The following is a 23614-nucleotide window of genomic DNA, read 5'->3' on the forward strand; positions in this document are numbered from 1 at the left end:
ACGAATTAAGGATGGATGGTGGGATACAGAATACCTATCACGCTCGGTAATATTGAGCCACTCGCCTATAAACCATATCAACCCGGAAAAATGGCGTTGGTCTGCGAGGGAGGCGGGCAGCGGGGGATTTTTACAGCCGGTGTGCTGGATGAATTCCAACGCGCCCGCTTTAACCCTTTTGATCTGATGATTGGCACCTCTGCGGGTGCACAAAACCTATCTGCTTTTATCTGCGGTCAACCCGGTTACGCTCGCCGTGTTATTACTCGCTACACCACCACAGCTAATTTCTTTAACCCATTACGTTTTGTACGGGGTGGGCACCTAATTGATCTCGACTGGTTGGTGGATATCACCTCCCAGCAGTTACCTCTGGCCATGGATCATGCTGAAGAGCATTTACGCAATGGCCGCGAATTCTTGATGTGCGCCTGCCGCAGTGATGATTTTGAACCTACCTATATTTCTCCCACTCGAGAAAGTTGGCTGCCGACCATTAAAGCGTCCAGTGCAATCCCTGGTTTATACCGTCAGGGAGTGGATTTGGGGGGGATCAGTTATCAAGATGGTGGCATCAGTGATGCCATTCCGGTGGAAGAAGCCTACCGCCGTGGCGCTGATACTATTGTAGTGATTCGCACGGTGCCGTCGCAGGTCTATTATACGCCGCAGTGGATGAAGCGGATGGAACATTGGCTGAGTGAAAGTAGTTTGCAACAACTGGTGCGGATTATGCAGCAACATGAGCAGAGCTATCACCGTATTCAGCAATTTATTGAAAAACCGCCCGGTGATCTGCGTATTTTCGAAATTTTTCCGCCTAAGCCACTTGCCAGTAATGCGCTGGGGAGTCGGGTTGCGGCGCTTAATCGTGATTATCATTTAGGCCGCCGTTGTGGCCGCTATTTTCTGGCGACCGTTGGGCACTGGTTATTACCGCAAGATCATCGGGATCAAGCTGAAATCAATGGGGAGAAAATCTCGATTTCACTCTCACGCCGTATGCTTCAGCCGCAAGATATTAATCAACCGGATGATATGGCAGCGCTAATTGATATTGATGATTCTTCATTTGATATCACTCAACCGCCGAATATCATCACGCCAGCGGATTCAACTGCCACCACTAAGCATGGTCTACCGGCTCAGATGAGGGTGAGCGGCAATGGGTTAATTATTCCGGTCACTACGCATAGCAGCAGAAAACCCCTGGCAGGGGAGATCATTTTGCCTGCCGATATGGCAAAGAACAAAGGTGATACCGCGTAATGGCAGCGATCATTGAGCAGATACCGTCTCTCATCGATACACCTTATTTTATCGATACCCACTGTCATTTTGACTTCCCTCCGTTCAGTGGCGCAGAGGCGGCCAGTCTAGTCACTGCGGCTCAGGCGAATGTCCGGCAGTTGATCGTCCCGGCGGTGGGTGCGGCTTATTTTTCCCGTATTTTGGCGTTGGCTGCGAACTATCCGCCTCTTTTTGCCGCACTAGGTATGCATCCACTCTATATTGCTCAACATCAAGAGGCCGATTTAGCCGCTCTGGCATCTTATCTGGTGAACAAAACGCATAAGCTGGTGGCGGTGGGGGAAATTGGCCTGGATCTCTATATGGATGAGCCGCAGTTATCACGCCAATTAGCGCTATTGCAGGCCCAACTTACGTTGGCGAAACAGCATGATCTCCCCGTTATTCTGCATTCCCGCCGTTCCCATGACCAATTAGCCTCGGCACTGCGCAAAACTGTTTTGCCGCGCACGGGGGTCGTGCATGGTTTTGCCGGTAGCCTGGCGCAAGCGCAAGCCTTTATTCGCCTGGGTTATTACATCGGTGTGGGCGGGACCATTACTTATGCGCGGGCACAGAAAACCCGTGGTGTGATGGCCGCATTACCGCTTTCTGCATTACTGCTGGAAACCGATGCACCGGATATGCCGTTAGCGGGTTTTCAGGGGCAACCAAATCGGCCTGAGCGGGCTGCTGATGTGTTCAGTGTATTGTGTGAATTACGCCCTGAAGCACCACAACAGATTGCCAGCCAGTTGCTAGAGAATAGCCAGCGTTTGTTCCGGTTACCGCCAGCCAAGATATGCCCCCCCTAAATCACCGATGGGTGCATACAAACCACGCTAATAATTATCAACATCTCGTTATTTCTGTCTTTTAATGTGACTTTTGTCACATTTGTGTTGTTCAAGTTGCTTTTAGTTGTGTTTATTTGTGACAGAGATTGTTTGATAGCCCCGTCATGCCGGTATAATCCCCCCAAAATAATTTCAATTTAATTAATGATTTCACTATTAGGGATAGCGACATGCTAATGAGTTTGGTTGGAATGGCAGTACTGATATTAATAGCCGTACTTCTTTCAAGTAATTATAGGGCGATTAATATCCGCACTGTTGTTGGTGCATTTATTATCCAGATCGTTATTGGTGCATTGGTGTTATATGTGCCTATCGGTCGCCGCATTCTGGGCGGCATGTCAGAAGGGGTAGCGAACGTTATCGCCTACGGTAATGAGGGAATTTCATTTATTTTTGGCGGTTTGGTTTCCGACAAAATGTTTGAGGTTTTCGGTGGCGGCGGCTTTGTATTCGCCTTGCGAGTATTACCGGTAATTGTATTCTTCTCGTCATTGATTGCCGTTTTGTATTACCTCGGCATCATGCAAATCGTTATTAAAGTATTGGGCGGTGGTTTGCAAAAGCTGCTGGGGACTTCACGTACTGAATCCCTTTCCGCCACTGCCAATATCTTTGTTGGTCAAACCGAAGCGCCGTTAGTGGTGCGCCCTTATATTGCCACCATGACCCAATCTGAGCTGTTTGCGGTAATGTGCGGTGGTTTAGCCTCCGTTGCCGGTTCAGTATTGGCCGGTTATGCGCAAATGGGGGTGCCATTGGAATACCTGATTGCCGCCTCCTTTATGGCAGCACCGGGCGGGTTACTGTTTGCTAAACTGATGGTGCCAGAAACCGAAAAAACCCATGATAAAGTTGATGCGACTACCTTGATTGCTGAGGATGAACGCCCGGCTAACGTTATTGATGCTGCGGCCTCTGGCGCGGCTTCCGGTATGCAATTGGCGCTGAATGTTGGGGCAATGCTGTTGGCCTTTATAGCCTTGATTGCTCTGCTCAATGGTATTTTGGGTGGGATTGGTGGCTGGTTTGATTATCCACAACTTTCGCTAGAGTTGATTCTGGGCTGGGTATTCTCGCCGATTGCCTATCTGATCGGTGTGCCGTGGAGTGAAGCGATGGTGGCGGGTTCATTTATCGGCCAGAAGATTATCGTTAACGAATTCGTAGCATTTATGAATTTCGGTCAGTATCTCCAGGCGGAAGAGTTAGTCAAAGCTGCGGGTTTACAGGTTCTTTCCGATCACACTAAGGCCATTATCTCCTTTGCGTTGTGCGGTTTTGCTAACTTGTCATCTGTTGCCATCTTATTGGGTGGTTTGGGTAGCATGGCACCGAATCGCCGCCACGATATCGCGCGTTTTGGCCTGAAAGCGGTAGCGGCAGGCACATTGTCGAATCTGATGAGTGCGACGATCGCCGGTTTCTTCCTGGCATTATAATTAGGCTAGCTTGACTTGCCATTTTGAGATTGGGCAGTGCTCGGGACTTGTCACGTACTTCGTGTACGCTCCAGTCCCTGCGTGCTGTCCGCACCCAAACTGTCTGCGCCGCTGACGCTTAGTTTTTTATGGTTCAGGCCCACAATACTGCGTATTTCTGCCCATAAGCTATCCTTGATGCGAGTGGGCATATCATCGGCGATAAATTACAAATCAGATTATTTTGTGACTTTAATCACGTATAATTTTTACTCGTTACAAGTTACTATTGATTAGTGTGAAATTGAGCACACCCAAGGCATCGGTAACGTGTTCAAATAGTATTATTGGTTTTCGGATTGAAAGCCTAAAGCCTGTATGTCGTCGCATTGCATCAGTGATGTATGCAATGACCAAGTAGTTAGTGCGGTGAGATGGATCTCAATTGCCACCCATAGGGGCTATCTTCAAGGAACCAAGTCCGCTCGCCAACGTATTGAGCTTAGAACCCTCTCATTAGGGCGATTTTATTTGCCCAGCGGCAACAATTACGCCTCTTGAGAGGGGCTTTTAATCACCAAAGGTACCGGTACGGTCTCTTTGTCCGCTCATAAATAGATGCTCAGTTCTGGCAAAGTGCTGGGGCTGAAATAGTGTTGGAGAGTTTTATGACCGATTTAACCGCCTGCGCGAATCTGAACGATTATGCCAAACGCGCACTGAGTTTGATGGATTTAACCACCCTGAATGACGACGATACCGACGATAAGGTTATCGCGTTGTGTCATCAGGCAAAAAGCCCTGCCGGTAACACGGCGGCAATCTGTATTTATCCCCGCTTTATTCCTATTGCGCGTAAAACGTTGCGTGAGCAGGGTACCCCTGAAATCCGCATTGCAACAGTAACCAACTTCCCACATGGCAATGATGATATTGCTATTGCACTGGCAGAAACCCGTGCTGCCATTGCCTATGGTGCTGATGAAGTGGATGTGGTTTTCCCTTACCGCGCCTTAATGGCAGGTAATGATAAGGTCGGCTTCGAATTAGTGAAAGAGTGCAAAGAAGCCTGCGCTGCCGCGAATGTATTGCTGAAAGTAATCATAGAAACCGGTGAGCTAAAGCAAGAGCACTTGATCCGTCAAGCCTCTGAAATTGCGATTAAAGCTGGCGCAGATTTTATCAAAACCTCCACCGGTAAAGTGCCGGTCAATGCCACACTGGAAAGCGCGGGTATTATGATGAGCACTATCCGTGATTTAGGCGTGGGTAAAACCGTCGGCTTTAAGCCTGCGGGCGGGGTTCGTACCGCTGAAGATGCCGCACAATTCCTGCAACTGGCCGATCAATTGATGGGTGAGGGCTGGGCCGATGCCCGCCACTTCCGCTTTGGCGCATCCAGTCTGTTAGCCAGCTTATTAACCACGCTGGGCCATCAGAGTGATAGCAAAAGTAGCGGTTACTAATCATTATCGCACTCATTGAGTTTTGCTGATGCACTGCGGGCGACTAGCCTGTAGTGCGGCTTTTATCCTTATTTAGGTCAGGGGGATGCTGTGTTTCTGGCACAAGAAATTATCCGTAAAAAACGTGATGGTCAGCCATTGAGCGAAGAAGAAATTCGTTTCTTTATCAATGGGATCCGCGATAACTCGGTATCCGAAGGGCAGATTGCTGCTTTGGCGATGACCATCTATTTCCACGACATGAGCATGCCGGAGCGCGTGGCACTTACCATGGCAATGCGTGATTCTGGCACGGTGCTCAACTGGCAAAGCCTTAATCTAAACGGCCCGATCGTGGATAAACACTCTACCGGTGGCGTGGGTGATGTGACATCACTGATGCTCGGTCCGATGGTCGCAGCCTGCGGTGGCTATGTGCCGATGATTTCTGGCCGTGGCCTGGGCCATACCGGCGGGACCTTGGACAAACTGGAAGCTATTCCCGGTTTTGATATTTTCCCCGATGATAATGCGTTCCGTAAAATCATTCAGGACGTCGGTGTTGCCATCATCGGCCAAACCAGCTCGTTGGCACCGGCAGATAAACGTTTCTACGCTACCCGTGATATCACCGCCACTGTAGATTCCATCCCACTGATTACTGCTTCTATTCTGGCGAAGAAACTGGCTGAAGGGCTGGATGCGTTGGTGATGGATGTGAAGGTAGGTTCTGGTGCCTTTATGCCGACATATCAACTATCTGCCGATTTAGCACAAGCTATTGTCAGTGTGGCTAATGGCGCGGGTTGCAAAACGACTGCACTATTGACCGATATGAATCAGGTGTTGGCTTCCAGCGCCGGTAATGCGGTTGAAGTGCGCGAAGCGGTGCGCTTCCTGACCGGCGAATATCGCAATCCACGCTTGCTGGAAGTGACGATGGCGCTGTGCGTTGAAATGCTGTTATCAGGTGGTTTGGCGCAAAATGATGCTGACGCCAGATCCAAGCTACAGGCGGTGCTGGACAACGGAAAAGCGGCAGAACTCTTTGGTCGCATGGTGGCAGCGCAAAAAGGTCCGAGTGATTTCGTTGAGCGTTATGACAGCTACCTACCGGTTGCCACGCTGAGCAAACCGGTCTTTGCTGAACGAGCCGGTATTGTTACCGCAATGGATACCCGTGCTCTGGGTATGGCGGTGGTTTCCCTCGGCGGTGGTCGTCGGCGGGCAACTGATCCTATTGATTACAGTGTTGGTATCACTGAAATGGCACGTCTGGGAGGCGGGGTTGATAGCCAGCAGCCATTAGCCGTAATTCATGCCAATAACGAAGACGACTGGCAACAGGCAGCAGATGCAGTACGTGCGGCGATCACCTTGGGTGACAACGCGCCGGAAGAAACACCGGTTATCTATCGCCGTATTACTGAATAAGCGCCATACTTTTGTTATTGACGCTATTTGCTTTCGACGGCAAATGTTAGCAAAAACAGATTAATTACATGGGGGAGCAGATGAACGTAGCTGCCCCAGAGCGTGAACCCACGCAGGAGAAAATAATGAAACGTACATTTATTATGGTATTGGACTCATTTGGTATTGGTGCCAGCGCCGATGCTAACAAATTTGGTGACCAAGGGGCCGATACTCTGGGCCACATCGCAGAGGTCTGCGCCCGTGGGGAAGCCAACGTTGGCCGTAGTGGCCCATTGACGCTGCCAAACCTGAGCCGTTTAGGGCTGGGTAAAGCTGCTGAAGAGTCCACCGGTAAATTCCCGGTTGGGCTGGATAAAAATGCAGACATCATTGGTGCTTATGGTTATGCCAGTGAGTTATCTTCCGGTAAAGATACACCGTCAGGCCACTGGGAGATTGCGGGTGTACCGGTTCTGTTTGACTGGGGTTACTTCAGTGATGTCGAAAACAGCTTCCCGCAGGAACTGTTGGATAAACTGGTAAAACGGGCCAACCTGCCGGGTTATCTGGGTAACTGCCACTCAAGTGGTACCGTTATCCTTGACCAACTGGGCGAAGAGCATATGAAAACCGGTAAGCCGATTTTCTATACCTCGGCGGACTCGGTGTTCCAGATTGCCTGCCACGAAGAAACTTTTGGCCTGGATCGCTTGTATGAGCTGTGTGAAATTGCCCGCGAAGAACTGACCGAAGGTGGCTACAATATTGGCCGTGTGATTGCGCGTCCGTTTATTGGTGACAAGCCGGGTAACTTCCAACGCACCGGTAACCGCCATGATCTGGCCGTTGAACCGCCAGCACCAACCATGTTGAAAAAACTGGTGGATGAGAAGGGGGGAGAAGTGGTTTCTATCGGTAAAATCGCCGATATCTATGCACATGTGGGTATCACTCAAAAAGTGAAAGCCACCGGTCTGGATGCGTTGTTTGATGCCACGATAGAAGAGATGAAGAAAGCCGGTGACAACACTATCGTGTTCACTAACTTTGTTGATTTTGACTCCTCTTATGGTCACCGCCGCGACGTTGCCGGTTATGCTGCCGCATTGGAACTGTTCGACCGCCGTCTGCCTGAGCTGATGGCGCTGGTAAAAGAAGATGACATCATGATCCTGACGGCTGACCACGGTTGTGACCCAACCTGGCCGGGCACTGACCATACCCGTGAGCACATTCCGGTCTTGGTTTACGGCCCGAAAGTCAAACCGGGATCGCTGGGGCATCGTGAGACGTTTGCCGATATTGGGCAGACGGTAGCGACATATTTTAATCTATCTCCAATGGATTACGGTAAGAATATGCTTTAAGTCATTCAGCTAAGCTGAGCGTGCCATTTTGAACCCGGGCAGTGCTCGCCCTCCTCACGTACTGCGTGTACGCTCCGGGGGCTGTGCGCTGGCCGTGCCCAAACTGTCGGTGCTCATCTACGCTGGCGATGGCTGATTTTCTCTGAACTGTGCAAAGTAGTTCAAACTTAAAAACAGTTCAGTAATATAAATTTTAATTCTCTGATTTTTAAGGAAAGTGATTATGGCTACGCCACATATTAATGCTGAAATGGGTGATTTCGCTGACGTTGTATTAATGCCAGGGGATCCACTGCGTGCGAAATTTATCGCCGAAACCTTCCTGCAAGACGTGCGCGAAGTGAACAATGTGCGTGGCATGTTGGGCTTCACCGGTACTTATAAAGGCCGCAAAATCTCTGTAATGGGCCACGGTATGGGTATCCCGTCCTGCTCCATTTACGCCAAAGAACTGATCACTGATTTTGGCGTGAAAAAAATCATTCGTGTCGGTTCATGTGGTGCGGTTCGTGCTGATGTGAAACTGCGTGATGTGGTGATCGGCATGGGGGCTTGTACCGACTCCAAAGTAAACCGTATGCGCTTTAAAGATCACGACTATGCAGCGATTGCTGACTTTGAGATGACCCGCAATGCTGTTGATGCGGCAAAAGCGAAAGGTATCGACGTTCGTGTCGGTAACATCTTCTCTGCTGATCTGTTCTATACGCCAGACCCGCAAATGTTTGATGTAATGGAAAAATACGGCATTCTGGGTGTGGAAATGGAAGCTGCCGGTATTTACGGCGTTGCTGCGGAGTTCGGTGCTAAAGCCCTGACCATCTGTACTGTTTCTGACCATATCCGTACCGGTGAGCAAACCACCGCTGCGGAGCGCCAAAGTACTTTTAATGACATGATTGAAATTGCGTTGGAATCGGTGTTGCTGGGCGATCAGAAGTAATCCCTTCTCTGCTTCCCTCTATTCAGCGGCAGCGATCTCTGCCGCTGAATCTATTCATAAAATCTGCCAGAAAAAATAGGTTTGTTTACACATCAGATAATTAGCGTTATAAATCTATTCATCATTCTATTCACGAATCTATTCATATGCTCTCTCTGGAAACGTTATTACGCCAAAAACCGGCGACCGCGAGCTATCTGGCGCAAGCTATGGCAATCAGTCAACCCACGGTTTCCCGGCAGTTAAGCGGGTTAAAAGAGAGGGTGCTGAAAATAGGTAAAGGCAAAGCAACACAATATGCCTTACGGCGGTACATTGCTGGAGATAGTGCCGCAGAGCATGCATTCCCGCTATATCGCATCGATGAACAGGGTCATGCAACCCATTTCGCGATACTCTATCCTATCCATCCGGCTGAAATGTGCTGTGTACATCAACTGGCATCTGATACATGGCAGCTATTTGACAGCTTGCCGTGGTATTTGACTGATATGCGGCCGCAGGGGTTTCTCGGGCGGATTTGGGGGAAATCAGTTGCAGGTAAGTTACAGCTCACCGATGACGTTCGTTTGTGGAACGAAGACCATATCTTATTAGCTCTGTCACGTCAGGCTGATGATATGAATGGCAATATATTGATTGGACAACAAAGTTATCAACATTGGTTAGCTGCACCTGATGCGATACCTATCGATCCGGTAGATAAGTTATCCCGTTATGCAGAACTTTCTCAAATGGCTCTGGCGGGTGAAATGGTCGGTTCTTCTGCGGGCGGCGAACAACCGAAATTTACTTGTTATGCTGGGAATCTGGAGCGACCTTCGTCATATGTTATTGTCAAATTTTCTGCCTCTTTACAAAACGCCAATAGCCGTCGCTGGGGTGACCTACTGATATCTGAGTCGCTTGCACTTAGCACCTTGAATAATGGGGGTTATAAGGCGGCCACAAGTCAGGTTTTACAGGGTGTTGGTAGGCAAATATTCCTTGAGGTAGAGCGATTTGATCGCTGCGGGCAGCGTGGCCGTTTAGGGATAGTTTCTTTAGAGGCGGTTAATGCCGAATTTGTTGGCAACCCAGTTGCCAGTTGGCCACAAGTTTGCCAACAATTAGTCGATAAAGGATTACTGGCCGCGCCGGCATTAGAGCAGGTTAACGTTATCTGGGCATTTGGCAAATTAATCGCCAATACCGATATGCACCAAGGTAATCTTTCCTTTCTGCATCCTGAGAACACACCACTATCATTAGCGCCAGTTTACGATATGTTGCCAATGGCATTTGCCCCGACGAGCACGGGGAATATGCGCCACAACGTGCCGGAAATCTCTTTATCTGTTGATATCAGCAAACTGGACTGGCAACGAGCACAGCAACTGGCAAATATATTCTGGCAACGGGTGATAGATCACTCGAACATCAGTAATGAATTCAAACTTATTGCCCGACAGATGCAGGGACAACTGCTTTCTCTCACCACGTTAATTGAGCGCATGGCATAATATCTATCCGCAGTATTATTTATCTCCCGCCTTTTTATCTGCATCTGGCTGATTGGCAGGTGCCTCTGGTGTTTCATCCTCATCTTCTTTGACCGGTGTATTGGCGGTGAGCAGATAAGGTGATTGCTGCCAACGGCTGCGGCGGCCTTGCAGCAGAGTGCGAGCCAGAATAATCCCCACAGCCAGCGCGACGAGAATCATCAGGCGCAGCAAATTGGTGGTATTATCCACTTGCTTGGATTCCGTCGCCAGCACATGGGTGTCCAGCGTCATACGCAGAAAGCCGCTTGGCCCGCTTTTACCGGGGATCAGCTCGACAATCTGGTGGTTGAAATAGCTGCCGGGGCGTTTACCATCTAAAGCCAGTCGATCACGTACTTTTACGTTCTCTCCGGCGCTGGCGACCAGCGTTCCATCAATCTGATATACACTGGCATCCAATATGCGGCTTGATTGCGTCAGTTGCTGGAGAACTTCGTCAACCTTCTGGCTATCGATATCATCATCCCCACTGTCCATGATGGGGGAGAGACTGAACGTGACTTGTTTCGCCAGTGTTTTCGCCAACTCTTCAACTTGTTCCGAACGAGCTAATTGATGACTGAGGCTGAAATAGGATGCACCTTGCATCAGCAAGACCAATAATGCCAGGCAAATCAGTACAATAGCAGTGCGGTGCAGTCGGAATTTTAGTTTAGCCTTGGTCATGCGGGTTCCTTGCAAGAATCGGTGACTTTATACCCGTCATACTTCAAGCCGCATGTGCGTTGGCTACTCTCAATAACCCGAATCACTTACTGATGTAAGTTTATCGGGATTATTTCGTTTGCCGCCTTCCCGCAACTCGAATTATTTAGGGTATATGTTGCCAGAAGCAAGGGCTATAGGATAGCTTGATGCGTCCTTTTGTCTGGTCTTTACCCCGTTTTCTACAGGAGTCATTCATGTCTAATAGTCTGACCTATTGCGATCTCCCCGCGGAGATCTATCAATGGCCGGGTCTGCCACTTTCGCTCAGTGGCGATGAGGTCATGCCGCTGGATTATCGTGCCGGTCATACAGGTTGGCTACTGTACGGTAGAAAGCTGGATAAGCAGCGTATTACGAGTTTCCAAGGCCAGTTGGGTGCTGCCATGGTGATAGTTTCCGCCTGGTGTGTGGAGGATTATCAGGTCATCCGTTTGGCCGGCAGTTTGACACCACGGATTAAAACGTTAGCGGATGAGAACGGTCTGGATGTTGCGCCTTTGGGGGCTATCCCGCATTTGCGTAGCCCTGGCCTGCTGGTGATGGATATGGATTCAACTGCCATCCAAATCGAATGTATTGATGAGATTGCCAAGCTCGCCGGTGTTGGCGAAGAAGTGGCTGCCGTCACCGAACGTGCCATGCAAGGTGAACTGGACTTCGCCGCCAGCCTGCGCCAGCGGGTTGCCACCCTGAAAGGGGCGGATGCCAATATCTTAAAACAGGTACGTGACCAACTGCCATTGATGCCGGGGCTGACCAGCCTGGTATGTAAGCTTCAGGCATTAGATTGGCATGTGGCTATCGCCTCCGGTGGTTTCACTTATTATGCTGAATATCTGCGCGACAAACTGCGGCTGGTTGATGTGGCAGCCAATGAACTTGAAATCAAAGACGGCAAGCTGACAGGCAAAGTGTTAGGGCCGATTGTCGATGCACAATATAAAGCCGATACCCTGCTCAAATTGGCGGAAAAACTCAATATCCCTATTGCTCAAACAGTGGCTATCGGCGATGGTGCCAATGACCTGAAAATGATGCAAGCCGCCGGCTTAGGGCTGGCATTCCATGCGAAGCCGAAGGTATATGCCAAAGCGAAAGTGGCGATCCGTCACGGTGATTTGCTGAGTGTTCTTTGCATTTTGACCGGCAGTCTGAAGCACGAAGAACGATGAAATAGGCTATTTTATTTGCCATTTTGAACGCACTTAAGGGCGGCCCGTAGGGGAGCGTAGCGAATAAAATCCTCACGTAGCCAGGATTTACAACGTTATGGTGTACGCTCCGGTTTCTGCGCGCTGTCTGCACTCAAACTGCCTGTAACAATTACGCCTACTGGGTAATTTGGGGATGGCAGGCGTGAGCTAATTAAATTGAGGTGAACCGTGGCTAAAGCGCCAAAACGAGCATTTGTCTGTAATGAGTGTGGTGCCGATTATCCTCGTTGGCAGGGGCAATGCAGCGCCTGTAACGCCTGGAATACCATTACTGAGATTCGATTAGCCGCGGCAACATCATCATCGTCGCGCAATGAGCGTTTTGGTGGCTATGCCGGTGATGCAGGTGTTAGCCGAGTACAGAAACTGTCAGATATCAGTCTGGATGAACTGCCACGCTTTTCAACAGGCTTTCTTGAGTTTGATCGGGTGCTGGGCGGTGGTGTGGTACCGGGTAGCGCCATTCTGATTGGGGGTAACCCCGGCGCGGGGAAAAGTACCTTACTGCTGCAAACGCTGTGCAAGCTGTCTGAAAACATGAAAACCCTGTATGTCACTGGCGAAGAGTCGTTGCAGCAGGTGGCGATGCGTGCGCATCGTTTGGGATTGCCCACTGCGGGCCTCAATATGCTGTCGGAAACCAGCATTGAGCAAATTTGCTTAATTGCTGAGCAAGAGCAGCCGCGCTTGATGGTGATCGACTCCATTCAGGTGATGCATATGGCGGATATTCAGTCGTCGCCTGGCAGCGTGGCTCAAGTGCGCGAAACGGCAGCCTACCTCACCCGTTTTGCCAAAACCCGTGGTGTCGCCATTATCATGGTGGGCCATGTGACGAAAGATGGTTCACTGGCTGGGCCGAAAGTGCTGGAGCACTGTATTGACTGCTCTGTGATGCTTGATGGTGACGGTGATACTCGTTTCCGTACGCTGCGTAGCCACAAAAATCGCTTTGGTGCGGTGAATGAGTTAGGCGTATTTGCCATGACCGAACAGGGCTTGCGCGAAGTTAGCAACCCGTCGGCGATTTTCCTCAGCCGTGGGGATGAAGTCACTGCTGGTAGCTCGGTGATGGTGGTATGGGAAGGAACTCGCCCGTTGCTGGTAGAGATTCAGGCGCTGGTGGACCACTCAATGATGTCCAACCCGCGTCGGGTAGCGGTCGGTCTGGAACAGAACCGGCTGGCAATCTTGCTGGCGGTATTGCATCGTCATGGCGGGTTACAGATGTCGGACCAAGATGTGTTCGTCAATGTGGTTGGTGGGGTGAAAGTGACAGAAACCAGTGCTGATCTGGCATTGCTGATGTCGCTAGTCTCCAGCTTGCGGGACCGCCCGCTGCCACAGGATTTAGTGGTCTTTGGTGAGGTAGGGCTAGCCGGTGAAATTCGCCCAGTGCCCAGTGGGCAGGAACGCATCTCTGAGGCCGCCAAACACGGTTTTAAACGCGCTATCGTGCCGTATGCCAATATGCCGAAGAAACCCCTGCCCAATATGCAGGTGTTCGGTGTGAAGAAATTGGCTGATGCGCTGGCGGTGTTAGAGGATTTATAACCGCTAATTTAGTCGTGTTCATCTTGCAGCATACTGTGTTATTTTTGTTTAGCGCACTAAACAAGGAGGCGGTATGCTGCAATTCGACTATCTCAAAACGGCAATTAAGCAAAAGGGTTGCACCTTACAGCAGGTGGCCGAATGTAACGGCATGACCAAAGGTTATTTAAGCCAGTTACTCAACGACAAAATCAAAAGCCCCAGTGCGCAAAAGCTTGAAGCTCTGCACCGTTTCCTCGGGCTGGAGTTTCCCCGCCGTGAGAAAAAAGTCGGCGTGGTGTTTGGTAAATTTTACCCGCTGCATACCGGCCATATCTATTTAATCCAGCGCGCCTGTAGCCAGGTTGACGAGTTGCACATCATTCTTTGTTTTGATGAGCCACGCGATCGTGAGCTGTTTGAAAACAGTTCGATGTCACAGCAGCCGACGGTCAGTGACCGTTTGCGCTGGTTGTTACAAACCTTTAAATATCAGAAAAATATCCATATTCATTCGTTTGATGAGCACGGTATCGAGCCGTACCCCCATGGCTGGGATGTGTGGAGCCATGGCGTAAAAGGCTTTATGAATGAAAAAGGCATTGTTCCGAACTTTATTTACTCCAGCGAAAGCCAGGATGCGCCGCATTACAACGAGCAATTTGGCATTGAAACCATCCTGATTGATCCACAGCGTTCATTTATGAATATCAGTGGTCGCCAGATCCGCCGTGACCCTTTCCGTTACTGGGACTATATCCCGACTGAAGTGAAGCCATTTTTTGTCCGTACTGTGGCGATACTGGGCGGTGAGTCCAGTGGGAAATCCACTTTGGTCAATAAGTTAGCCAATATCTTCAATACCACCAGTGCGTGGGAATATGGCCGGGATTATGTCTTTTCCCATCTTGGCGGCGATGAGATGGCGTTGCAATATTCTGATTACGACAAAATCGCGCTGGGGCAGGCACAGTATGTGGATTTTGCGGTGAAATACGCCAACAAAGTGGCATTTATCGATACTGACTTCGTTACTACGCAGGCCTTCTGCAAAAAATATGAGGGCAAAGAGCACCCCTTCGTGCAGGCGCTGATTGACGAATACCGTTTTGATCTGGTTATTTTGTTGGAAAACAATACGCCGTGGGTTGCCGACGGTTTACGCAGCCTGGGTAGCGATCGTGACCGCAAATCCTTCCAGAACTTACTGGAGCAGATGTTGCGCAGTAACAATATCGAATATGTTCACGTCGAATCGGCAGACTATGATGAACGCTTTCTGCGCTGTGTCGAACTGGTGCAACAACTTCTGGCCGCTGACCTGCAACGCCTTGCCCGCCCTTCATTATTGAGTGATGTACCACAATAGGGTTGATGAAAATTTGATATCTGAGGGCGTGATTGTTGCAGTCAGTTTGCATGCGGACAGTGCACAGAAACCGGAGCGTACACCATGACGTTGTAAATCATGGCTACGTGAGGATTTCGAGCACTGCCCAAATGTAAAATGGCAAATAAAATAGCCCTGTTAATAATATATTTAGTAAGCAATAACGACTTTACCCTGCATATGCCCGCCTGCAACTTGCGCGTGGGCGGCATGCAGGTTTTCCACTGTCAGGCCGTGCAGTGTTTCGCTTAAGGTGCCTGGCAGTTTGCCCTCATCCACCAACTGACTTACCTGCTTTAAAATTTGCCCTTGTTGAGCGATATCCGGGGTAGAGAACATGCTGCGGGTGAACATAAATTCCCAATGCAGGGCGGCACTTTTGAGTTTTAACTGATTCTGATCCAACGGTTTTTCATTTTCAACAATGGTACAGATTTGCCCCAATGGTGCGATGAGTTCACTGATGGCGGGCCAGTGGCCGTCGGTGTCATTCAGGCAAAGAATATAATCAACTTTATCAATACCCTCTTTTGCCAGTTCAGCTTTCAGATTGTGGTAATCAACGGTCAAGTCTGCTCCGCGTTCACGGCACCAGGCGGCTGATGCTGGCCGTGATGCTGTTGCTATCACTTTTAGCGTGCTACGTAATGCCGCCAGAGGAATAGCTAACGAGCCAACACCGCCTGCTCCCCCGATGATCAATAAGCTTTGTCCGGCACTGGCTTGCTGAATTTTTAGATGTTCAAACAGCGCTTCCCACGCAGTTATTGCGGTTAATGGCAATGCAGCGGCCTGCGCCCAGTTGAATGAGCGGGGTTTGTGGGCCACGATGCGGGCATCAACCAACTGTTGGTTAGCATTGCTACCGGGGCGGGTGATATCGCCGGCATACCACACTTCATCACCTGCACGGAACTCGGTGACGCTCTCACCGACGCTGATGACCACTCCAGCGGCATCCCAACCCAGAATACGCGGCTGTTGCAGGCCATTCTTCTTCAGGCCAGCATGTACTTTGGTATCAACCGGATTGATGGATGCGGCTTTAACCTCAACCAGCAAATCAAACGGACCGGGAGCGAGTGAGTCCAGAGCGACTTCAATAAAATCAGCGGGTTGTTGCGGGTTCACAGCAATGGCTTTAACTGACATGGTAATACTCCTGTTTAGCGTATGGATTGAGTCTAGACCTTCTGGGGGGTGGTGATAAGATGGACAATCACTAACGCAGTGTTCGTCTAAGATAAACAATCATGTTTAAACAACTTCAGGATATGGCGCTGTTTGCACGGGTCGCGGAGTGTGGCAGCTTTACCCGCGCCGCAGAAATGGCGGGTTTGCCGAAATCCAGTGTTAGCCAGCGCATCAGTCAGTTAGAGCAAAACTTAGGTATCCGTTTACTCAATCGAACCACCCGTCAACTGAACCTGACCTTTGCCGGTGAGCGCTATCTGGTGCATTGTCAGGAGATGCTACAAGCCGCAGAGCGCGCTGATCTGGCGCTGCAACGCCTGAAAGATAACCCCAGTGGCCGCTTGCGCATCTCAACTCCGGCAGGGCTGGGGGCGACTTTACTGGCGCGGTTGGCAACAGATTTTCAGCGGCAATACCCGGATGTGTTGTTGGAGGTGTTAGTCTCGGACACCATGGTAGATTTGGTTGAAGAGGGCTTTGATGTTGCATTGCGCACCGGTAAGCCGCAGGACTCGTCACTGATTGGCCGCCGATTGGGCTATGCGCCACGCTATCTGTTAGCGTCACCTGCCTATTTGGCACAGCATCCGCCACTGACTCATCCAAGGCAACTGGATACTCACCGCTGCATTGCCCATCGTGCCTGGCAGGCGTTGATTTTACGCCGTGAAGACGAATTTTACCGCTGGCAGGTACCTGCGCTGCATGTCACTGATAATCTGCTGTATGCCCGCGAATGTGCTCTTGCGGGCGGTGGCATCACCCTATTACCGGCATTTTTAAGCCGTGAAGTGGTGGCGAACCGCCAATTAGTGGAAGTGTTACCGCAATGGCAAGCTGAAGGTAATGAGCTGTATCTGGTGTATCCGAGTCGGAAGTTGAACTCACCGGCACTGAGCTGTTTTATTGATGTGGTGATAGGCCATCCGGTATTTGAAGATTATGTGCAGGGGCTGGCCACGTCCTGAAAGATGTGGAGCCAGGCTCCACATCGGGCGAGCTATGCCAAATAGAACACTTCTCGTAGTGCCTGGCTTACCGGGCTGTAATCGGGGTTGGCTGGCATCACATCGGCCATATGTTGCCACCAGCGCTGGCAAATGGCGGTTTGGGCCACGGCATTCCAGCGCTCTTCTGATTCAATTTCGACAAAACCAAATAGCAAATTGCGCGTTTCATCGAGAAAAATTGAATAGTGGTGAGCGCCATGGGCCTTCAGTACCGCTTCCAGTTCTGGCCAGATGGGTGAATGCCGCCGCTGATATTCTGCATGGGCATCAGGGTTAACCTGCATTACAAAGGCTTTGCGTATCATGATATTACTCCGATCAAAGTGCCTGTAAGTACAGTGCGCGGACTTGATCTCTGTCCGCAGTACGTGGGTTACAAGGTGCACAAGGATCCGCCAGCGCTTTATCTAACCAGCCTTCGATATCACTTTCCTGAATACCTAATGCTGAGAAGCCAACAGGAATGCCAACACGTTGCGACAACTGCCGAATGGCGCTTATCGCTTGATGGCTGGCTTGCTCATCCGTCAACTGCTGAGTATTTACCCCCATGGCTTGTGCTATACGGGCAAAACGGCTGACCGCCTGTGGGCGGTTATACTCTTCAATAATGGGCAGTAAAATAGCATTGCACACCCCGTGTGGAAGGTTATGGGTGGCACCCGGTTGATGGGCCAGTGCATGCACTAAACCTAGCCCGGCGCTGTTAAATGCCATCCCCGCCAGATACTGGCCGCACGCCATCATTTCACGCGCGTGCAGATTCTTACCGTCATCGACTGCCAGAGGTAACCATTGGCTGATCAGGCGGATAGATTCAAGCGCTGAATGGTCGGTTAGGGTGTGTGCGCCCAGCGATACATACGCTTCGATAGCGTGGGTGAGGGCATCCATTCCGGTCGCAGCAGTCACACTGGCAGGAATATTCAACATGACAGAGGGGTCATCGACGGCGATATCAGGAATGATATTGGTATCGATAATGACTTCTTTTACTTGCCGCTGGCTATCAATAATCACTGCATTACTGGTCAGTTCTGCGGCTGTTCCGGCGGTGGTATTGATGGCGACCAGCGGGACACCACTCTGTTTTACTTTGCCGACACCGGAATATGCCGTGGATGGCCCTGGATTGGCGGTCAAAATCTTAACGGCTTTGGCTGTATCGATTGGGCTACCCCCCCCAAAAGCGATCAGATAGTCACACTGATGCTGCCTGAACGCGGTTAATCCTGCCTGTACTAACGCTTCGGTAGGGTTAGGAAATACCTCGCCAAACAAGGCATAAGGTAACTGATGCTGTTGCATCGCAGCGAACAGGCTGTCGAGTAAGCCGAGTTCGACCAATTGCCCATCAGTGACAATCAGGGCTTTGCCCCACTGTTTGTCGCCGAGTAATTTAACCATATCCTCGATTGCACCTGTGCCGTGCAAGCTGATTTTTGGTAGTGCCAACATAAAACTCATGCTGTGCTCCTCAAAGAAAGCAGACCAGATAATGACCAGCCCCGGCCTGAACCGGAGCGTTGGTCGAAGGGGTTAAACGTCCAGCGCAGCAGCCAGTGGCGTGACGCCAAAACGAGCCGCAAGTGCTATCAGTTGTTCACGAGAAATGGTTTGCTGCTTGCCGCCCATCGACAGGACTTTCACCATGATTTCGGCAGATTTCTCGGCGGTATCAATCAGACCAAAGGCATCATCCAGCGTTGGGCCACTGCCGAAAATACCGTGGAATGGCCATAGCACCAGACTGTGTTCACGCATCTGTTCGGCAGTTTGGCTACCGATACCGTCGGTTCCCGGCACCATCCACGGCACGATGCCGATACCGTCGGGGAACACCACCAGACACTCGGTGCTGCCCTCCCATAACAACCGAGTGAAGCTGGCATTATCCAGTTTTTGTACATAACTCAGAGCAATCAGATTGGTGGCATGGCAATGCATGATCACTCGGTTGCTGCCACCACTGACTTGCATGCGAACAATATGAGATTGGAAGTGCGCGGCAAGCTCCGAGGTTGGCAGCCCCCCTTGTGGCAGGCCCCAGTGAATGTGATAAGCCATGCCATCATTGCTGATTTGCAGTAGTACCAGATTGTCTTCTGGGTTTAATTCAACATTGCGGAAAAATTTGCCAGAGCCGGTGACTAAGAACCAACTGTTCGCCAGTTCAGGGGCGGGTTGAGTGAGTTCCACGTTACGTGGTTGCGCAGCGAAATCACCACGATACGGTTCAACCTCCTCAGCCAGTAAGCGCAGGCTGATATTGCCACCGTTACGTTCATCCCACCCTTTGCGCCACATATCGCTGGTGGCTTTAATCATTCCCTGAATAAACCAGGAAGATTGAATAGCTTGCATAATCATGAGTCCTTAACGTTGGCTGAGAGTCTGTTGTTCGTAATCACGTACGGCATTGAGCCAGCGAGCATCGACCGGCACATCGTTGCGCTGACAATACCCTTCCCAGATGGCTTGCCATGGCAGGGATTTCTGTTCTTCCAGCAGTGCCAGGCGTGCGGTGTAGTCACCGCGCAGTTCCAATTGGCGTAGCATCTCAGTCGGCTCCAATAAGGCGCGCAGCAAGGCTTTCTTCATGTTGCGAGTGCCAATGACCCAGGCGGCGATACGGTTGATGGAGGCGTCAAAGAAGTCGAGACCGATATGCACCCTGTCGAACAGGTCGTGGCGGATAATTTCGCTGGCGATAGCTTGTGTTTCATCATCGAGCAAGACCACATGATCGCTGTCCCAACGCACCGGACGGCTGACATGCAGTAGCAGGCGCGGAACATACAACATGGCACTAGAGATCTTGTCGGAAATCACTTCAGTCGGATGGAAGTGACCGGCGTCCAGACACAGTGCGGTCTGGCGGCTGGCGGCATATCCCATGTAAAACTCGTTAGAACCGACGGTGTAGCTTTCAGCCCCAATACCAAACAATTTGCTCTCGACGGCATCAATGTGATGTTCCGGGTTTAACTTTTCACTGATAACCTCATCCAGTGCTGATAGCAGCCGTTGGCGGGGTGCCAAACGGTCGATAGGGGTATCCTTCATGCCATCGGGGATCCAGATATTCATCACCGATGGTGTCCCTAGTTGCTCACCAAAATAGGCCGAGACCCGGCGGCTGGCCTGACAATGTTCAATCCAGAATTGGCGAATTTCAGGGTTGGCATGAGACAGGGTAAAGCCATCGGCACTCAGTGGGTGAGAGAAGCAGGATGGGTTGAAGTCCAATCCTAGATGATGTTTTTTAGCCCACTCAACCCAGCGGCTAAAGTGGCGTGGCTCAATTTTATTACGGGCCACGGGGGTATCCGATTCGAGATAAATAGCATGTAAATTGAGTCGCTTAGGGCCGGGGATCAATGTTAGGGCTAGCTCGATGTCAGAACGTAACTCAGTAGCATTACGCGCTTTACCGGGGTAGTTGCCGGTGGCCTGAATCCCGCCAGTCAGTACGCCATCCGGGTTTTCAAAACCGGTGACGTCATCACCTTGCCAGCAGTGCATGGAGACCGGCAGGGTATCAAGGCGGGCAAGTGCGGCATCAACATCCACGCCGACGGCGGCAAAGCGCTGTTTAGCCAGATCCCAGGCCTGTTCAATAGAGTTCGTCATATGCAAAGTTCCTTAGGTAATTGACTCAGTGACTGGAATTGCGGCCAATGGGCTGCAAAGTCAGTGTTGTCGTGAGGGGATAAAGGGTGGAGTGGGAAGTTATTCGCCACGATGCGGCGGTAGTGAGCAACATCGCTCACCTCTCCCAGTGCAATTAATTGGCTGCCAATATTGCCCAGTGTCGAGGCTTCAACCGGCCCCATGGTGACATTCAGGCCACAGGCATCAGCACAGAGCTGATTAAGGAATTGGTTTTGGCAGCCGCCCCCGACGATATGCAAATGGCTGATTGGACGCCCGCGTAACTCTGCCAGTTCTTGGGCAACTTGCCGGTACAACATGGCGAGGCTATCAAAGATGCAACGCGCCAGTTGGGCTGCGGTGGTGGGGATTGGCATGCCATATTCGCGGCAGGCGTTCTGAATCTCGCCGCACATATTGGCTGGATTGATAAAGCGGCTGTCATTGGGGTTAATCAGCGAGCGGCAAGCCGGTTGGCGTGCCGCTTGTTCGATCAGCTGCGGCAGGTCTTTAATCTGCAACTCATCAGTGGCCCGTTGCAGTAGCCACAATCCCATAATATTTTTCAGTACCCGATAGCGGCCTTCTGCACCACCTTCATTGGTGATATTGCTGGCCAGCGCCTGCCCATGGGTTATGGGGGTGGGGCTTTCAAATCCCATCAATGACCAGGTACCGGAGCTAAGATAGGCCGCATCCGCATCAATCAATGGTGCGGCAAGTACCGCGCTGGCAGTATCGTGGCTGGCAACGGCAATGACCGGCACCTGCTGGCCGCTGGCACCTGACCAATAGCCGATGGTATTGCCAGGGTTAGTGGGTTTGGCAAACCAATGGGCCGGTACGCCGGCATAGGCTAATAGATCGCTATCCCAATCATTGGTTTCAATATTAAGTAACTGGGTGGTAGTGGCATTGGTGTATTCCCAGTTAAGCTGGCCAGTAAGGCGATAGTGCAAATAGTCCGGGATCAGCAACAGATGGGCGACATCAGCCAACAAATGCGGTTGCTGTTCACTTAATGCCCGTAATTGATACAAGGTATTGAACGGTAAAAATTGAATACCGGTACGGCGATAAATGGCACTGTTTCCCAGCGTTTGTTGCGCCTGCTCCATCACACCCTGTGTACGGCTGTCGCGGTAAGCGACTGGCTGCCCGACCCGTTCCCCTTGCTTATCAAGCAAAACAAAATCAACACCCCAGCTATCAATTCCAATGCTGTCGAGCAGAATCCCTTCGCTATCGAGCTGATTCAAACCCTGACGGATTGATTGTTCAATAGCATCGATATCCCAGACATCTGTACCATCAATGGATTTAATCTGATTAGCAAAGCGGCAAACTTCCCGTAGCGCAAGTTGTTGTTGGCTGGGATGATAGCTTGCCAGCATCACGCGTCCGCTGGATGCGCCAAGGTCAATGGCGACCATGTGCCGTGTGCTGATGGATGGTGTCACTGCTGATTGTGTGGGCATGATTAGCGGCCTGTCATTTCTCAATGCCGACAGTGTAGAAACTTGGCTTACTTGCCACCTTCTCATCACTGCCAGCCCCTATGGCTTGCTGGCAAAATGACGAAAGTGAAAGTGAAACAGCTCACAGTTTTGTATTTAAACAGGGCATCCCCCGCCTGTGACCCTGCGCATACTTTTCAACATTGCTGCACTTATCTAAAAAAAATCACCGTCAAAGTCGCTTTTAACGTCAAAATTTGAAGGTTTCATTACCGCTGCTGCTTTTACTATCGAGAGCTGAAGCAGGGCGATTTCGCCGTGCCTGTTGAAAGAGGGCAAAAGATGACTGTCTTGCACAGTATTGATTTTTTCTCTTCAAGTTCCGCGTCGGTTGCAATTGAATCCCGGTCGCCACAACCTGTATTCCCTGAGCATCATCATGATTTTTATGAAATTATCATTGTTGAACAGGGGGCGGGGGTCCATGTGTTTAATGGCAACCCCTACACCTTAAGCGGAGGATGCGTTTGTTTTGTCCGTGACCATGACCGTCACCTGTTTGAGTCAACCGACGGTTTGTTCCTCACCAACGTCTTATTCCGCGCGCCTGATGCTTTTCGTTTCTTGTCTGGCGTAGAACATTTTCTACCACGTGAAAGTGAAGGGGGTTACCCCTCACATTGGCGGATTAATGGGCAGGTTTTACAGCAAGTTAAACACTTGATTAGCTGCCTTGAACACTCGCCTCACAGCGAGAAAGCTGAAGATATCGCGCTACATGAAAGTGTGTTTATGCAGTTGTTGGTTCAACTGTGGCAAGGGTGTCGGGCGCAGGTGGGGGAGGATCAGGAAGGGCGCTTATGCCAATTATTAGACTGGCTACAGAACCACTACAGTGAAGCAATTGAGTGGCCGGAACTGGCTGATCGCTTTGCTTTACCGTTACGTACGCTACATCGGCAGTTAAAAAATCAGACCGGCATGACCCCACAACGTTATCTGACGCGTTTGCGCTTGCTACAGGCGCGTCATCAATTGTGTTACAGCGACAGTAGCGTCACTGAGATTGCCTACCAATGTGGTTTCGGTGACAGCAATCATTTTTCAACGTTGTTTAAGCGGGAGTTTGCTCAGTCTCCCCGTGATTTGCGCAGTCAACTCTAGTGCAACC

The 23614-nt window shown here is 50.6% G+C and carries 20 protein-coding genes and 1 pseudogene; 14 read left to right on the top strand and 7 right to left on the bottom strand.

The window, feature by feature from the left end; all coding sequences use genetic code 11:
- Window positions 1–15 precede the first annotated feature (15 nt).
- The 8 genes from A6J67_RS06725 to yjjJ all read left to right on the top strand — a co-directional run bounded on the left by A6J67_RS06725 (window position 16) and on the right by yjjJ (window position 10241).
- A complete protein-coding gene (locus A6J67_RS06725) occupies window positions 16–1269 on the top strand; it encodes a patatin family protein (RefSeq protein WP_050072492.1) in 1254 nt (417 codons plus the stop codon).
- On the top strand, window positions 1269–2105 hold the full coding sequence (locus tag A6J67_RS06730) for a TatD family hydrolase (protein ID WP_050296819.1): 837 nt from the start codon (window positions 1269–1271) through the stop codon (window positions 2103–2105). Before A6J67_RS06725 ends, A6J67_RS06730 begins: the two co-directional genes overlap by 1 nt.
- Before the next feature lie 212 nt (window positions 2106–2317).
- Window positions 2318–3589, top strand: a complete 1272-nt coding sequence (locus tag A6J67_RS06735; RefSeq protein WP_072088685.1) for a NupC/NupG family nucleoside CNT transporter — start codon at window positions 2318–2320, stop codon at window positions 3587–3589.
- A 647-nt stretch (window positions 3590–4236) separates the two neighbouring features.
- Window positions 4237–5034 carry a deoxyribose-phosphate aldolase gene (gene deoC, locus A6J67_RS06740; protein WP_050072495.1) on the top strand — a complete coding sequence of 266 codons (798 nt, stop codon included), beginning with the start codon at window positions 4237–4239 and terminating at the stop codon, window positions 5032–5034.
- A gap of 90 nt (window positions 5035–5124) precedes the next feature.
- Window positions 5125–6447 (top strand): thymidine phosphorylase, encoded by a 1323-nt coding sequence (gene deoA, locus A6J67_RS06745; protein WP_042568601.1) that lies wholly within the window; start codon window positions 5125–5127, stop codon window positions 6445–6447.
- 125 nt (window positions 6448–6572) lie between these two features.
- Window positions 6573–7796, top strand: a complete 1224-nt coding sequence (gene deoB, locus A6J67_RS06750) for a phosphopentomutase (protein WP_042568600.1) — start codon at window positions 6573–6575, stop codon at window positions 7794–7796.
- A 223-nt stretch (window positions 7797–8019) separates the two neighbouring features.
- Window positions 8020–8739 carry a purine-nucleoside phosphorylase gene (deoD, locus tag A6J67_RS06760; RefSeq protein ID WP_032907790.1) on the top strand — a complete coding sequence of 240 codons (720 nt, stop codon included), beginning with the start codon at window positions 8020–8022 and terminating at the stop codon, window positions 8737–8739.
- A gap of 146 nt (window positions 8740–8885) precedes the next feature.
- A complete protein-coding gene (gene yjjJ / locus A6J67_RS06765) occupies window positions 8886–10241 on the top strand; it encodes a type II toxin-antitoxin system HipA family toxin YjjJ (RefSeq protein ID WP_050296820.1) in 1356 nt (451 codons plus the stop codon).
- Between the two features lie 15 nt (window positions 10242–10256).
- Here yjjJ and A6J67_RS06770 read toward each other — a convergent pair whose 3' ends face one another.
- The gene (locus tag A6J67_RS06770) at window positions 10257–10949 is read right to left on the bottom strand and encodes a YtjB family periplasmic protein (RefSeq protein WP_050296821.1); all 693 of its coding nucleotides are present in this window, start codon (window positions 10947–10949) and stop codon (window positions 10257–10259) included.
- Between the two features lie 236 nt (window positions 10950–11185).
- Between A6J67_RS06770 and serB the strand changes: the two genes are divergently transcribed.
- From serB to nadR, 3 genes are all read left to right on the top strand, one after another.
- A complete protein-coding gene (gene serB, locus A6J67_RS06780) occupies window positions 11186–12163 on the top strand; it encodes a phosphoserine phosphatase (RefSeq protein WP_032907792.1) in 978 nt (325 codons plus the stop codon).
- Window positions 12164–12373: 210 nt separating this feature from the next.
- On the top strand, window positions 12374–13759 hold the full coding sequence (gene radA / locus A6J67_RS06785; RefSeq protein ID WP_004701929.1) for a DNA repair protein RadA: 1386 nt from the start codon (window positions 12374–12376) through the stop codon (window positions 13757–13759).
- Between the two features lie 73 nt (window positions 13760–13832).
- A complete protein-coding gene (gene nadR / locus A6J67_RS06790) occupies window positions 13833–15107 on the top strand; it encodes a multifunctional transcriptional regulator/nicotinamide-nucleotide adenylyltransferase/ribosylnicotinamide kinase NadR (RefSeq protein WP_005191821.1) in 1275 nt (424 codons plus the stop codon).
- 171 nt (window positions 15108–15278) lie between these two features.
- Here nadR and A6J67_RS06795 read toward each other — a convergent pair whose 3' ends face one another.
- The gene (locus tag A6J67_RS06795) at window positions 15279–16280 is read right to left on the bottom strand and encodes a zinc-binding alcohol dehydrogenase family protein (RefSeq protein ID WP_042568597.1); all 1002 of its coding nucleotides are present in this window, start codon (window positions 16278–16280) and stop codon (window positions 15279–15281) included.
- A gap of 101 nt (window positions 16281–16381) precedes the next feature.
- Between A6J67_RS06795 and A6J67_RS06800 the strand changes: the two genes are divergently transcribed.
- Window positions 16382–17290, top strand: a complete 909-nt coding sequence (locus A6J67_RS06800; protein ID WP_005191828.1) for a LysR family transcriptional regulator — start codon at window positions 16382–16384, stop codon at window positions 17288–17290.
- 32 nt (window positions 17291–17322) lie between these two features.
- Here A6J67_RS06800 and rhaM read toward each other — a convergent pair whose 3' ends face one another.
- The 5 genes from rhaM to rhaB all read right to left on the bottom strand — a co-directional run bounded on the left by rhaM (window position 17323) and on the right by rhaB (window position 22419).
- Window positions 17323–17637, bottom strand: a complete 315-nt coding sequence (gene rhaM / locus A6J67_RS06805) for an L-rhamnose mutarotase (RefSeq protein ID WP_050288146.1) — start codon at window positions 17635–17637, stop codon at window positions 17323–17325.
- A 13-nt stretch (window positions 17638–17650) separates the two neighbouring features.
- The gene (gene fucO / locus A6J67_RS06810) at window positions 17651–18799 is read right to left on the bottom strand and encodes a lactaldehyde reductase (RefSeq protein ID WP_042568595.1); all 1149 of its coding nucleotides are present in this window, start codon (window positions 18797–18799) and stop codon (window positions 17651–17653) included.
- 72 nt (window positions 18800–18871) lie between these two features.
- Entirely contained in the window at window positions 18872–19696 is an 825-nt protein-coding gene (gene rhaD / locus A6J67_RS06815) for a rhamnulose-1-phosphate aldolase (RefSeq protein ID WP_042568594.1), read from the bottom strand.
- A gap of 12 nt (window positions 19697–19708) precedes the next feature.
- Window positions 19709–20965 carry an L-rhamnose isomerase gene (locus tag A6J67_RS06820; RefSeq protein WP_032907795.1) on the bottom strand — a complete coding sequence of 419 codons (1257 nt, stop codon included), beginning with the start codon at window positions 20963–20965 and terminating at the stop codon, window positions 19709–19711.
- On the bottom strand, window positions 20962–22419 hold the full coding sequence (rhaB, locus tag A6J67_RS06825) for a rhamnulokinase (protein WP_080608107.1): 1458 nt from the start codon (window positions 22417–22419) through the stop codon (window positions 20962–20964). The genes A6J67_RS06820 and rhaB overlap by 4 nt, the downstream gene beginning before the upstream one ends.
- Here rhaB and A6J67_RS23860 point away from each other — a divergent pair.
- Together A6J67_RS23860 and rhaS are read left to right on the top strand one after the other, a co-directional pair.
- A pseudogene (locus A6J67_RS23860) lies at window positions 22420–22564 on the top strand (phosphoribosylaminoimidazole synthetase). It abuts the gene before it with no gap.
- 221 nt (window positions 22565–22785) lie between these two features.
- Window positions 22786–23607 carry an HTH-type transcriptional activator RhaS gene (gene rhaS / locus A6J67_RS06835; RefSeq protein WP_005191844.1) on the top strand — a complete coding sequence of 274 codons (822 nt, stop codon included), beginning with the start codon at window positions 22786–22788 and terminating at the stop codon, window positions 23605–23607.
- The last annotated feature ends 7 nt before the right edge of the window (window positions 23608–23614 follow it).

Origin of the sequence: Yersinia sp. FDAARGOS_228 (genome assembly GCF_002073315.2) — a bacterium.
Classification (GTDB): domain Bacteria; phylum Pseudomonadota; class Gammaproteobacteria; order Enterobacterales; family Enterobacteriaceae; genus Yersinia; species Yersinia intermedia.